Source organism: Erythrobacter ramosus (genome assembly GCF_009828055.1).
Taxonomy (GTDB): domain Bacteria; phylum Pseudomonadota; class Alphaproteobacteria; order Sphingomonadales; family Sphingomonadaceae; genus Erythrobacter; species Erythrobacter ramosus.
Genome location: NZ_WTYB01000001.1, coordinates 155,117 through 168,358 on the forward strand (window position 1 = coordinate 155,117; position 13,242 = coordinate 168,358).

The 13,242-nt window shown below is 67.3% G+C and carries 11 protein-coding genes; 6 read left to right on the forward strand and 5 right to left on the reverse strand.

Features of this window, described 5'->3' with window-relative positions:
- Positions 1-52: 52 nt before the first annotated feature.
- Both GRI59_RS00780 and GRI59_RS00785 read right to left on the reverse strand, forming a co-directional pair.
- Entirely contained in the window at positions 53-664 is a 612-nt protein-coding gene (locus GRI59_RS00780; RefSeq protein ID WP_160759307.1) for a LuxR C-terminal-related transcriptional regulator, read from the reverse strand.
- Positions 652-3,126, reverse strand: a complete 2,475-nt coding sequence (locus tag GRI59_RS00785) for a hybrid sensor histidine kinase/response regulator (RefSeq protein ID WP_160759308.1) — start codon at positions 3,124-3,126, stop codon at positions 652-654. The genes GRI59_RS00780 and GRI59_RS00785 overlap by 13 nt, the downstream gene beginning before the upstream one ends.
- A gap of 284 nt (positions 3,127-3,410) precedes the next feature.
- Between GRI59_RS00785 and GRI59_RS00790 the strand changes: the two genes are divergently transcribed.
- The 3 genes from GRI59_RS00790 (at position 3,411) to GRI59_RS00800 (ending at position 7,450) form a co-directional block, all read left to right on the forward strand.
- On the forward strand, positions 3,411-3,902 hold the full coding sequence (locus tag GRI59_RS00790; RefSeq protein ID WP_160759309.1) for a DUF4402 domain-containing protein: 492 nt from the start codon (positions 3,411-3,413) through the stop codon (positions 3,900-3,902).
- Between the two features lie 107 nt (positions 3,903-4,009).
- Positions 4,010-4,831 (forward strand): fimbrial biogenesis chaperone, encoded by an 822-nt coding sequence (locus GRI59_RS00795; protein WP_160759310.1) that lies wholly within the window; start codon positions 4,010-4,012, stop codon positions 4,829-4,831.
- 27 nt (positions 4,832-4,858) lie between these two features.
- Positions 4,859-7,450 (forward strand): hypothetical protein, encoded by a 2,592-nt coding sequence (locus GRI59_RS00800; RefSeq protein WP_160759311.1) that lies wholly within the window; start codon positions 4,859-4,861, stop codon positions 7,448-7,450.
- A gap of 3 nt (positions 7,451-7,453) precedes the next feature.
- Here GRI59_RS00800 and GRI59_RS00805 read toward each other — a convergent pair whose 3' ends face one another.
- Positions 7,454-8,083 carry a TetR/AcrR family transcriptional regulator gene (locus tag GRI59_RS00805; protein ID WP_160759312.1) on the reverse strand — a complete coding sequence of 210 codons (630 nt, stop codon included), beginning with the start codon at positions 8,081-8,083 and terminating at the stop codon, positions 7,454-7,456.
- 81 nt (positions 8,084-8,164) lie between these two features.
- Between GRI59_RS00805 and GRI59_RS00810 the strand changes: the two genes are divergently transcribed.
- Genes GRI59_RS00810 through mhpA form a run of 3 tightly spaced genes read left to right on the forward strand, consistent with a single transcriptional unit; the run spans position 8,165 to position 11,473 of the window.
- Entirely contained in the window at positions 8,165-9,175 is a 1,011-nt protein-coding gene (locus tag GRI59_RS00810) for a VOC family protein (protein ID WP_160759313.1), read from the forward strand.
- A gap of 3 nt (positions 9,176-9,178) precedes the next feature.
- On the forward strand, positions 9,179-10,018 hold the full coding sequence (locus GRI59_RS00815) for a fumarylacetoacetate hydrolase family protein (protein ID WP_160759314.1): 840 nt from the start codon (positions 9,179-9,181) through the stop codon (positions 10,016-10,018).
- A gap of 6 nt (positions 10,019-10,024) precedes the next feature.
- Positions 10,025-11,473: a bifunctional 3-(3-hydroxy-phenyl)propionate/3-hydroxycinnamic acid hydroxylase MhpA gene (mhpA, locus tag GRI59_RS00820; RefSeq protein ID WP_160759315.1), complete on the forward strand. Its 1,449-nt coding sequence runs from the start codon at positions 10,025-10,027 to the stop codon at positions 11,471-11,473.
- Here mhpA and GRI59_RS00825 read toward each other — a convergent pair.
- Together GRI59_RS00825 and mltA are read right to left on the reverse strand one after the other, a co-directional pair.
- Entirely contained in the window at positions 11,460-12,041 is a 582-nt protein-coding gene (locus GRI59_RS00825) for a Smr/MutS family protein (protein ID WP_160759316.1), read from the reverse strand. The two genes, mhpA and GRI59_RS00825, sit on opposite strands and share 14 nt — an antisense overlap.
- A complete protein-coding gene (gene mltA, locus GRI59_RS00830; protein WP_160759317.1) occupies positions 12,038-13,228 on the reverse strand; it encodes a murein transglycosylase A in 1,191 nt (396 codons plus the stop codon). Before mltA ends, GRI59_RS00825 begins: the two co-directional genes overlap by 4 nt.
- Positions 13,229-13,242: the final 14 nt, after the last annotated feature.

The following is a 13,242-nucleotide window of genomic DNA, read 5'->3' on the forward strand; positions in this document are numbered from 1 at the left end:
GGGCAAATGGCGTCAGCGTCCAGCATCGGCCGCCGCGCTATCCGGCTTGGCGTCAGCACAGCGCCCGTTCGCGCGCGATCATCGCTGCGTGGGTGCGATTCTTCGCGCCGAGTTTGCGGCAGATGAGCTTGACGTGGAGCTTGATGGTCGGCTCGCGCAGATCGAGGTCGCGGGCGATTTCCTTATTGGCGTGACCTGCACACAGGCCGGCCAGCACCTGCCGTTCACGCGGAGACAGGCCTGAGGCCTGCTCGACCGGGGCCTGCGAGGGACGGTGGAGGTCGATCGGCATATAGGTCTCACCCGCCGCCATGAAACGGATCGCGTTGACGAGCGAGCGTGCGGGCAGGGTCTTGGGGAGGTATCCCGCCGCGGCTGAGGCCAGCACCCGCTCGGCTACGCCCGGCGGGGCGAGACCGCTCATCAGCGCCACCGGCCGTCCGAAGCTGGCCGCCAGCGCGCGGTCGAGCCCGTCATAGCCGTCCATTCCCGGCATCCCGTAATCGAGCACCACCAGATCATAAGGCGGCACGGCCTCGGCGATGTTCACCAGCGCGGCGGGCAGATCGGCGACCGTATCGACCGCGAACCCGCCCTCGGCCTCGAGGTAGGAGCGCAGCACATCACGCAGCAATTCGTGGTCATCGGCAATCAGGATACGCATGCATTACTCCGTTCGCGGGCCGCCGCCATGGCCGCTGCTGCCGAACTGGCGAGCCGCGCGGCGCTGGTGGGCTTGCCCAGCACGCCATCAAAAACCCCGTCGGGGCCCTGGTGCAACTGGTGAACCCGCGGCAGGGCGGTCAAAAGCAGGATCGGCAAATCCTTGCGGTACTTGCGCAAGGTCTTGGCCAGCTGCGCGCCGTTCATGCCGGGCATATCGTAATCGGTAATCACGAGATCCCAGCCGGTTGGATCATCGCGGATCACCGCAATCGCGTCGGCCGGATCAAGGCACGGGCCGACTTCGACGCCGAGCTGTTCGAGCATCTCCGCCAGCGTATCGACGACGGCAGGGTTATCATCGACCACCAGCACCGCCTTACCCAAGAGGCCAGGGCCAGCGCGCAATGAGGCATCGCTGCCCTCAGCCGAATCTCCGACGGTGCCCGGTTCGAGCGGCCACCAGATTTCGAACACGGTGCCGCAGCTCGGCCAGCTCTGAATCGCGAGCGCGCCGTTGTTGCTGGCGATGATCCCGGCCACCACAGCAAGTCCCAGCCCGGTCCCTGCCTCGCCCTTGTGAGTGAAGAACGGTTCGAACACCTGTTCCAATTCCTCCGGCCTGATGCCGATGCCGGTGTCACTGACCCGGATCAGCGCGGCGGGAACTTCTGGCACCGTGCCGAGAATCAACTTGCCGGTGGGCTGGATGCCCTCAGCACTGAGCACTTCGAGTTTAATCCGCGCAGTCTCGCCCGGGCGCAGCGCATCGCGGGCGTTGAGGACAAGGTTCAGCACCACCTGATTAAGCTCGGTATCATCGGTCAGCGCCATCAGCGGCTCAGACGGCAATTCCAGCTCGATCCGGTGGAGCGGATCGGTCAGACTTGACGAGGCAAGATCGCGCACGTCCCACAAGGTGCGGCGCAAGTCGACCAGCTTGGGATGCGGCACCCGGCGGCCCAGTGTCAGCAGCTTTTCGACCAGACCCGCGGCCGTTGTCGCCGCCGACTGGATGCGAAGCGCATGATGGCGCACGCGGTTGTCGTCGATATGGCGCAGCAGTTCGGCGGTGCCGGAAATCGCCGCGATCAGATTGTTGAAATCATGCGCGATGCCGCTCGCGAGCTGACCGACGACTTCCTGCCGCTGAGCCAGCATCAGCTGTTCGCGCAGGCGGGCCTTCTCGCGCTCCATCCCGCGGCGGTCGCCGACATCGCGGGTGACGCAGACGATCCCGCCTTCGGGCGCGAGGGAGAGGGCGATTTCCTGCTCGATCGGGGTGCCGTCGACCTTAAGCCCTTGAGTCTCGCCGCGCCATTGGCCTTGCGCAAACAGGATCGGCATCGCTTCATCATTGATACGTTGGGCTTCGAGGGGATCGTAGAGCACAGTCCACGGACGGCCCACCAGCGCCGCCGGATCGGGATAGCCGAACATCGCCGCATGGGCGCTGTTCATGAAGATGAAGTCGCCCGCAGCGTCGGTGAGCGCGATCCCGTCATCCGAGGCTTGGATCGCCGCCACCTGGCGGGCGAGCCGAGCTTCGGTGGTGACCCGCTCGGCCTCCGCCGCCTTGCGCGCCGAGATGTCGCGGATGATCGCGGCAAAGCCCGCCGGGGTCCGGTCATCGCCGCCTTCCTCGGGCCACATCGCCAGCGAAAGTTCGACGGGGATTTCATGGCCCGCTTTGCACAGCGCAGGGACTTCGACAGTCTGCCCTACCAGCTTTGACGGTTCTCTTGCGCGCATCCGCGCGACGCCAGCATGATGCCCTTTGCGATGCACCTGCGGAGTAATGAGGTCGAGGCTCTGGCCCAACGCTTCGGCCGCGGACCAGCCGAACATCGCCTCAGCCGCGCGGTTCCACAAGGTGATGCGGCTGTGCGAATCGGCGCAGACGAAGGCATCCGTGGTGGTCTGGGCGATCAACTGGGCAATGCGCCGATCCTGCCGGGCATTGCGTCCTTCAAGGAGGCTGACCACCTGGCGGGCCATAAGCTGAAGGATCTCAGCCTCGCGTTCCGACAGGCCTGCGCGTGGTTCCGAGTCGATAACGCACAGCGTGCCAACCTTGTGCCCATCGGCCAGCATCAGCGGTGCACCAGCATAAAAGCGGATATGCGGTGCGCCGATGACCAGCAGGTTTGTGGCAAAGCGTGGATCGGCGGTAGCATCGGGCACCACCATGACGCCCTCACCCGCGATCGTATGCCCGCAGAAGCTATCGCTGCGGCAGGTCTCAGACGCCTCCAGCCCGTAGCGCGACTTGAACCACTGGCGTGTCGAATCAACCAGGCTGATCAGCGCAGTCGGCGTATCGAAGCGGTCAGCGGCCAGCCGGGTGATGACATCGAGCTCCGCCTCGGGCGGTGTGTCGAGCACATCAAGGCGATGCAGCGCGGCGAGCCGATCGGGCTCGTCATAGGGAATCGGCGGGAGGGTGAAATCAGGCTCAAGCATGGCGGTGTGCAGTCCGGTCAGAAGGGTTGTGTCAAACAGGAGCCTTGAGTGGGTTACGCGCGTACCCCGCGCAATCCGGCCTTATGGGGCACAAACCTTATCCTTTCGTATAGGTGACCCTATTCCTTCGAAGAGACCGCTATCCCTTGGGTGCACGCGGTTAAGCCTTCCGCGCCGCCAATTATCCCCTCGCGACAATGACAGGCCGGGTCCGGATCGGCATTTGGGGTTCAGCCACGGCACGACGCCGCTGGACATGACCAAGACCAAAAAGGACCAATGAAATGAACAAGATGTTTGCTATTGCCACTGTGCTCGCTTCGTTCGCCGCTGCCACTTCGGCTCAGGCTCAGTCGGCTGACGCCGGCGCTGGCGCGAAGATCATCGCTCCGCTCGAAATCAGCAACGTGACCGACCTCTACTTCGGCACCATCGCCCCTTCGACGACCGTCGCTGACAGCGTCGTCGTGCTGGCCGACGGCAGCCGCAAGTGCGGCCCGGCGCTGACCTGCCTGACCGCCGACCACACCGCTGCCGCTTTCGCGGTGACCGGTGAAGCCGACGCCTTCTACACGATCAACCTCCCCAAGGAGATCAAGATCGTCAACGACAAGGGCACCGCGATGCGCGTTTCGGACTTCAACGGTTCGAAGTCGAACGGCCAGCTGCTCAAGGGCGAAGACGCGTTCACCGTCGGCGGCACGCTCGACGTTGGCGTCCGTCAGGAAGCCGGCAAGTACACCGGTAGCTTCACCGTCGCGGTGGAATACCAGTAAGCCCTCCGTGGCAGGGGGGGACGGGAGCCGCGCATCCCCCCGCGCGGCTCCCGGATCCCCTGATCCACGAACAAGACCAACCCCTGCCCACGTAAGGTCTTCATCCCATGATCCGCTTTCCCATTGCCGCCGCGTTGATCGCGGCGATTGCCGCCCCTGTACCTGCCGCTGCCGAATTGCTGGTCGCCCCCACCCGTGTGGTGCTGACCCCCGAGGCGCGCTCGACCGAACTCGTGCTCGTCAACAAGGGCACCGAAACCGCCGCTTTCCGCATCGCCATTGAAAACCGCCGGATGCGCGAAGATGGCAGCCTTGAAGACGCAGGCGAGGCCCGTCCGGGCGAACAATTCGCCGACGACAAGCTGCGTTACTCCCCGCGCCAGCTGGTGTTGGAGCCGGGCGCACGCCAGGTCGTGCGCGTCATGGCCACCGCTCCCGGCGATCTTGCCGCGGGCGAATACCGCTCGCACCTGCGCCTGATGTCCGCGCCTGTCAGCGCCGGGACGACCCAGGTTGCAGGCGAGGCCGGCACCGACAACAGCCTCTCGATAGAACTGGTCGCGATCCGCTCGATCACCATCCCCGTGATCCTGCGCGTCGGCAGCCTTGATGCCGCCGTCACGATGGATGCGGCCGCGATGGCCAAGGAGGCGCCCGATCAGCTGGTGGTGCGCCTCACCCGCTCCGGCACGCGTTCGACCTATGGCGATGTCAGCCTGACTGTCGAGGGCGAGAAGGCCCCCGCCTGGCTGGTGCGCGGCGTTGCGATCTACACCCCCAACACCAGCCGCGACGTGATCGTGCCGCTGCCCGCCGATGTGCGCGCCAAGCTGGCCGGCAAGATAGTGCGGATCGACTACACTTCGACTGACGCGGGCGATCCGGCCAATGCCGGCAAGCTGCTCGCCAGCCTGACGGCGGCGCTCTGAGCACATGACCTGGCTCGGTAACCAACCATGTCCCGCCACCCGTTCTGGCCGCTGCGATGGCTGGCCCTGCTTCTGTGCGCAGCCAGTCTGGTTGGCGGAGACGCTGCCCCGGTTCGGGCGCAAGAGGACGGCCTGTTCGATCGGCTGTTCGGCAATGACCCCGCTGCGGAGCGCGCCGGTCAGGCCGCTGACGGGCTCGCCCTTCCGGCCTTGTTCGCCGATCACAAGCTGATCGTCGATGCCGTAGCCCTGCATGATCTGGGCGCAGATGGCGGGGCCTGCGTCGCGATCCTCCCGCTGCTTGATGCGCTGGAACTGGCACATGAACCGGCTGGCGAGGATATCACTCTGACCCTGCCCGAGCCGCGCCGCACGGTCACCATTCCCGCCGCCGCCCTGCTGCCCAGCCCGAGCGGCGAGTGCCTGCCGCTGACCGATGTGGCCGCTTACCTCCCCATGAGCCTCAGCCATGACAAGGTAAGCCAGCGCCTGCTGATCGCCCCCACTGCCGCGCTGCCGGTGCTGATGCGCCTCGCGCGTGAAGAACGGCAAGCGCGGCTGCGGCCCGAGACTTCGCGCCCCGATTTCGCGCTGCTCGCCCGCCCGGAAGGCGCGGTGAAGCTGTGGAGCGCCGATCTTGGCGCCGGGATCGCCATGACCCCTCAAGGCCAGCAGGTCTCCGCCAATCTGCTCGCCAGCGGCGCACTGTTCGGGCTTGCAGGCCGGGTCGGCGTCGCAGTCACCAATGACGGCCGCATCATCCCCGGCTTCACGCTCTCCGACGCGCGCGATACGCCTGACCTGCTCGGCCCGCTCGGCGCACGCAGCCTCGCGCTTGGCGATATTGCCGCGCCTGCCCAGCCGTTGATCGCCGACGCGCTTTCGGGGCGTGGACTGGTGGTCTCATCACGCGCGCCGTGGCGGGCGGATCTGGTCGACACCATCACCCTAACTGGCCCGCTCCCGCAAGGTTGGGAGGCTGAGCTCTGGCACGAGGAACGCCTCGTCGCGGTCACCCGCGAACCCGACGCCGCCGGGCAATGGCAGTTCGGCGACATCCCCGTCCGCATCGGCGAGAACCGCTGGGTGGTGCGCCTTTACGGCCCCAATGGCGAGATGAGCGAAGAAGTCTTCACCCGGCTCGTCGGCACCGAAATGAATGCCGAGAACGAAATCGGCTACAGCTTCGGTATCGTCGACGGCGGCAAACCGCTGCTGGGCCAAACCCTGGCGGATGAGCCCGCAGGGCCGACCGCCTTTGCCAGCCTCGACTGGGGCATGGCGCCGGATCTGACCGCACGGCTTGATGTGCGCGCGGGCACGCAGGGGCAACCCGCAGTGGCGCTCGGCTTGAACGGGGCGCTGGGCGGCGGGCTGTGGGCGCTGACCGGCGCGCGGGACCGGGCGGGCGGCTATGGCGGCGCGCTGCGACTGGCCCGGCGGATCGGTTCGCAGGATCTGGTGCTCGACCTGGCCCAGCATGGCCGCGACGATGGCCCCGGCCTGCCGCCGCTGGTGCGCGAATTTGCGCAAGTGATGACAGTGAGCGGACAGGGCCGGATCGGTCTTGGCCGCCTCAGCCTCCCCTGGCAGGCGCGGGTTCAGACCGGCGCATTGCGGCGCGGCGGCGAACGTCACATCGCTGCGGCCCGGATGGTGCTGCCGATGGCCGACTGGCAGGCGAACCTGGCGCTGGGCGCGGTGCGCGAAGGCAGCGCGCCGTGGCAGGGCACCGCCGCGCTCGGCGTGACCGCGCGCCGGGGCGACTGGCGGCTGCGGAGCGGCATCACCGCCTCGGACCGGAACGGCTGGCGGATCGACGGCGCCAACCTCAGCGCGGCGCGCAAATTCGGCGCAGGCAATCTCGCGCTCGATCTCGATTGGCAGGCGGACAGCGGCACAATCGGCGGCGGGGCAACCTTCAGCCAGCAGTTCGGCCCGCTCGGCCTCAGCGCTTCGGCGGGGCGCGAAGGCGATGGCTGGCGCGCTGGGATCGGGTTGACGCTTGGGCTGTGGCGCGGGCCAAACCGCTGGCGCACGGCCCCGGCGGGCATCGCCCGCAGCGGCGCGATCATGGCCGAGATGTTCGTCGACGAAAATGGTGACGGTGCACGCGGAGCCACGGAAGAAGGCGTCTCCGGCGGTCGCTTCATCGTCGGCGCGGCGCTGCGGCGCGAGGAAACGGCTGCGGACGGCACGGTCCTGATCGGCGGGATCGCACCGGGGCCGGACGTCGATATCGAGACGCAGATGTCCAGCCTCACCGATTTCACTCTTCGCCCGGCCCGCGCAGGCGACCGGCTGGCCCTGCGCCCCGGCGAGGTTCGCCACGTCCCCATCGCTCTGCGCCCCACGGGCAGCATCGAGGTGCAGGTGCTGCTGGTGGCCGGGGATCAGCGCACCCCGCGTTCTGGCATGGTGGTGGTGCTGCACGACACGGACGGGCGCGAGATGGCGCGGGCGGTCACGGATTTTGATGGCTATGTGCTATTCGAAGGGCTCGGCTTCGGCGCCTATCGTGCCGAGGCTGGGGGGCAGAAAACCGGCGCATTGGCGGTCTCGCGCGACGCGCCTGATACGCAAACCCGCCTGCTGGTTGCAGCCAAGGGGACGGTTTGAGGCTCAGCCGCCCCAGCGTTGCAACGTCGCCTGTACCGCCGCGCCCGTCCTCGCATCAGCCACGCCAAGTCCCGCAAGCCCCATCGCCAGCATCTCCGCCAGCCGCGCCGCCGCCTCGCTGCGGGTCGGCCGGGTTTCGAGCATGTGCGCCATCAGCACCTGACATAGGCCGAGCCAATAGACGAGGCCCGCCGTCTTGGCCTCGGGCCGGAGCGCACCTTCGGCCAGCGCGGCTTCGATATCCTCCTTCAGCCCGCGGTTGAGCGGATGAGTCTGGCGCGTGGCTGGCACCTGACTGCGCAGCAAAACCATTGCGCGGCGCGGCTGATCGAGCGCGAAGGCTGCGGCCACCGCCATGCCGCCCGCGATCCGCTCGACCGGATCGGCAACCCCGGCATTGGCGCGCCCGACCTCCGCCTCAACCTCGGCGCGCACCTCGGCAGCGACGGCGGCAGCGAAGTCGTGCTTGTCCTTGAAGTGGTTGAAGAAGCTTCCCTTGGCCACCCCGGCGCGGGCGACGAGATCGTCGATCGGGATCGCATCGATCGGGCGCGCTGCCAGCAGGTCGAGCCCGGCCGCTATAAGGGCCGCGCGGGTGCGCTGTATGCGGGGTGAAGAAGCGTCAGCCACCATAAACGGCGACATACTTGACCAGATAGTCAATTTCAAGCTATCTGACCAAATAGTCAAATGCAAATCAGTCAGGAGGGGATCATGGCCGTCATCAAAGTCGAGGACATCGCGCATGTCCGCTTTGCCGCGCCCGATCTCACGCTGATGCGCGGCTTTCTGGAGGATTTCGGCCTTGCCTGCTTCGAGGAGGGCGGGCGGCTCTACGGCAAGGGCAGCGACGGGCGGGCCTTCGTCCATGTAACAGAGCCGGGCGAGTCGCGCTTTCTCGGGCTGGGGCTTAGCGCGGCGAGCATCGCCGATCTGGAAACCCTCGCCGCGCATGAAGGCCTCACCCCGGAACCGTTGAACGAACCAGGCGGAGGCATGGTGCTGCGCCTCACCGATCCCGATGGCTACATGGTCGAGGTGGTCGCGGGTCAACACTGCGAACCTCCTGCCCCCGTCCCCGTACCGCTGTTCAACAGCGCCGCAGCCAAACCGCGCCAGCGCGAGACCATCCGTCTCGACCCCGCCCCGGCCCATGTCCGCCGCATCGGCCACGCGGTGCTCAAGGTGAGCGATTTCCGCCGCTCGGAAAGGTGGTGGAAAGAACGGTTCGGCTTCCTCACGTCCGACGAAATCGAAGCCGCACCCAACGTCCCGCTTGGCGCCTTCATGCGCTGCGACCGGGGCGATCTCCCGTCCGATCACCATACGATCTTCCTCGCCCAGCTGCCCGGCGCGCTCGGGCTGCTGCACGCCGCCTTCGAGGTGGAGAGCTTGGACGATCTGATGCTCGGCCACGAATATCTTAAGACCCGCCAGCGCGAGGCCGCATGGGGCGTGGGACGGCACATCATGGGCAGCCAGATTTTCGATTATTGGAAGGACCCCTTCGGCAACGAACTGGAGCACTGGACCGATGGCGACCTGTTCACCGCCGCCGATCCGCCTGCCAAGCAGACGATGCAGGCGCTGCTCGCCGTCCAGTGGGGCGCGCCGCACCCGATGTTTGCCGGAAAGATGGCCCCGCCGCCCGGCCTCGTCGCCTTCGTCACTGCCCTGCAACTGCGCATCAAGCGCCTGTTTGCCCGCTCACCCAAGGAAGCCTGATCGATGAAACTCTGCACCTTCACCCACAATGGCAAGACGCGCACCGGGATCGTGGTTGGCGATACCGTGGTCGAAACCGGCGTGCCCGGCACGATGATCGATGTGATCCGCGATTGGGACGCGCTGAAGCCCGGACTCGAGGCCAAGGCGGCGACCGGCGCGGGCATTGCGCTGACCGACGTCAAGCTCGAAGCCCCCGTCCCACGCCCCGGCAAGATTTTCGCCATCGGCCTCAACTATGCCGATCACATCGCCGAAAGCGGCCTCGGCACGCCGGAACGGCAGGTGTGGTTCACCAAGGCGCAGACCAGCGTCAACGCGCCCTATGATCCGATCCTGATCGCGCGCGGCACCATGACGCCCGATTACGAGGCGGAATTGGTTGCGGTCATCGGCGCGGGCGGCAAGCACATCGCCGCAGCCGACGCGCCCGCCGCGATTTTCGGCTACACCGTTGGCAATGATGTGACCGAGCGGATGTGGCAGCACGCCGTGCCGCAATGGTCGCTCGGCAAGAGCTTCGATACCCACGCGCCGATGGGCCCGTGGATCGTCACTGCCGACGAAGTGGGCGATCCCCACGCACTAGGCATCCGCTGCTATATCAATGGTGAGGAGCGGCAGAGCTCAAACACGAGCCACCTCGTTTACAACGTCTGGCAGCAGATCGAGCACCTCTCGGTCGGCATGACGCTGGAGCCGGGCGATTGCCTGTTCACCGGCACGCCCGGCGGAATCGGCGCAGCGATGGACCCGCGCCAGTTCCTCAAGCCGGGCGATGTGGTGCGGACCGAGATCGACCGCCTCGGCCATATCGAAGGCACCATGTTGGCCGAGGGCTGATACGCCATGAGCGCCGCCTATGATTGCGACGTGCTGATCATCGGCGGCGGGCCGACCGGGGTGACGCTGGCGGCCCTGCTGGCGAAACGCGGGATCAGCGTCATCGTCGCCGAAAAGGAAGCGGCGATCTTTCCGCTCCCGCGTGCGGCGCATATCGACCATGAGGGGATGCGGATTCTGCAAGAAGCGGGCGCTGCCGAGGCTGTGATGGCGACCAGCCGCAGCGCCGATCGCTACGAGTTCCGCAATGCTAAGGGGCGCGTGTTGATGCGCTTCGACGGGGCTGGTCAGACCGGCCCCGGCGGCTGGCCGATTGCGAACATGATCCACCAACCTTCGGTCGAAGCGGCATTGCGGCAGGCGCTGCTGGTGCACGAATACGCCGATCTCAGGACCGGGTGGGAACTGCTCGACTTCGAAGATGATGGCGCGGGCGCTACCGCGCGCCTCGCCACCCCGGACGGCGATCGAAGCATCCGCGCGCGCTGGCTGGTCGGTGCCGACGGCGCGCGCAGTCCGGTGCGAAAGGCCTGCCGGATCAGTTTCGAGGATCTCGGGTTCGAGGAGCCTTGGCTTGTGGTGGATGTGCTGGTCGATGATCCGGCGCGCCTGCCCACCGCCAACTTGCAGATCTGCGATCCCGCGCGCCCCACCACCTGCGTGATAATGGGCGCCGGGCGGCACCGCTGGGAATTCATGATCCTCCCCGGCGAGACGCAAGAGGCGATCAGCACCCCTGCCTCGGTCGAACGGTTGCTGGCGCCGTGGAATGTCGCAGGCGCGGTTAGGATCGAGCGTACGGCTGTCTACACCTTCCGCGCCCGGATTGCGCAGGAGTGGCGCAAGGGCCGGGTGCTGCTGGCCGGCGATGCCGCGCACCAGACCCCGCCATTTGCGGGGCAGGGGATGTGCTCCGGCCTGCGCGATGCGGCGAACCTCGCCTGGAAGCTCGCTGCCGTGGTCAAGGAGGAGGCTGGCGACGGACTACTGGATACCTACCAGCCTGAACGTGCCCCCAACCTGCGCGCCACAATCGATATGGCGGTGATGATGGGGCGAATGGTGTGCACCACCAGCCGGATCAGCGCGATGCTGCGCGATGCGAAGTTTGGCTTTGCCCGGATGCTCGGGAAATTGCCGGACGGCCCGCCCGCTTACCCGCCGCTTGCAGCCGGAGCGGTACTTGCCGGTTCGGCAGGCGCAGGGACCTATTTCCCGCAAGGCCTAGCGGTCGATGGGGCGCGGCTTGATGATGCTATGCCTGATGGCGCGTGGCTGATTGCGCGGACCAGTCTGGACTCGCCCCAACTCGCCCCCTTCGCTCAAGGGCTGGCCGCTTGGCTGGATGGACACAATGCGCAGGCCGTGCTGGTGCGCCCCGACCGATACGTCTTTGGCACCGGCAACCCCCAAGCGCTCGCCGCCGCGTGGCAGCAGGCGCTCAGCGGCGCTTGAGGATCAGGTAGAGCGCACCCTCGCCGCCGTGGCGGATATGGGCGCGGCGCACGGCAGTGATCGTGCCGGCATGGCGGCTCGCGGCGAGCCAGTCGAGCAGTTTGGCGCGGATCGCCCCGCGTTTTGCCATCCGATCCGCCGGATCGACCGGTCGCTCCCGCCCAGCCACCACCAGCACCACTCGCGCGCCCATCATCCGCGCCTGATCGAGCCCGCCCATGATTCGATCATAGGCGGTGTCGAGCGTGTGACCATGAAGGTCGAGCGTCAGGTCAGGGTCCAATCGGCCCGCCTTCATCCGCCGGTCCCAATGCGAATCGAGGCCTTTCGGGTCCTCTCCCGCATACCGGGGCGGCGGCGCAGCCAAGGGCTGGTGAAGGGGGGCGCGCGGCTTGCCGATGGGCTTGACCGGTTTGGCTGCCATCACAGTCTTGGTCGGGACCGTTGCCGCAGCCTTGGGCAGTGCGGGAGGATCGGGCCGCTTCTTGCCCGGCAGTGGCTTCACGCTGGAAGCCAGATGCGCCCAGGCGGCCTGCTCGCCTGTGGTCAGCCCCCGCGGCGCTCTCATCGCCCGCCGAGCCGTGCCGCAGCCGCGCGCGGAAGCAGCACGTAGGCGCGCCCGCGCCCGCTCATCCCGCCGGCAGTGCGGCGCGCATCCTCGCCCGCGCCCCAGAAGGTGTCGAACCGGTTTGCGCCCTTGATCGCCCCGCCGGTGTCCTGCGCGATCCACAAGCCGTTCGCCTCGGCCCGGTCGAGCCCCAGCCATACCGGCGCGCCCAGCGGCACATAGGCCGGGTCTGCCGCCACCGAAGACTCGCGCCGCACCGGCACGCCCAAAGCGCCCAGCGGGCCATCGCCCTTCAGTTCGGAAAAGAAGATCCAGCTCTTGTTGAGTCGCATCAGATTACGCCCGTCGCGCGGGTTCTGGCGGATATAGGCCATGATCCCCTGCATCGATCCGGAATACTTGCCCGGCCCTTCGCCCAGCAACCCGCGTTCGCGCATCACGCCGCCGATGCCGACATATTCGCGGCCGTTCTGCCCGGCATAGCCGATGCGTATCACTTCACCCTCGGGCGTGCGCAGACGGCCCGAGCCCTGAATCTGGAGGAAGAAGAATTCGACCGGATCAGCGGCCCAAGCGATGATCGGCGCCTTGCCCGCCAAGGCCCCGTCCTCGATCGCCGCACGGTCGTGATAGAGCACGAAGCGGCCCTGTTCGTCATACCGGCCCAAAGGCGGACGGCCGGTGCGCTCGGAGGCAGGCACATCGTCGGGCCAGCCGCGCACCAGATCGGAGGGCATGGCATAGACGGGGACGTCAAAGCCCGCGCGCCGGGTACGGCTGCCGGCGATCTCGGGCTCGAAATAGCCGGTGGCAAAGGCCTTCCCGTCGCCGATCTGCACAGCGGTGAATTGTTCGGCGAAGAAGCTGCGCGCCCGCCCCGGTGCGATGCCGCGCGCAGCATCGCAAACCCCGCGCCAGTCATCGGGCCGGGTGAGGCCGCTGGCATCCTCGCGGGTCAGCAGGCGCGGGCACGATTCGATGAAGCTCGTCAACGCGCCCCGCGCATCGGCATCATTGACTGACAGAGCAGCCAGAGCCGGACCGAGCGCAACGCCCGCTAGTACCGCATTGGCAGCCACAGGGGCGACGGGGGCGGTGACAACCGGCGGCGGCACGCTGCCTTGCGGGATCACCCGCCCGCAACCTGCCAGGGCCAACAGCATCGCAAGGCCAAGCAGCAGCCGCATTACAGGTTCCTCGG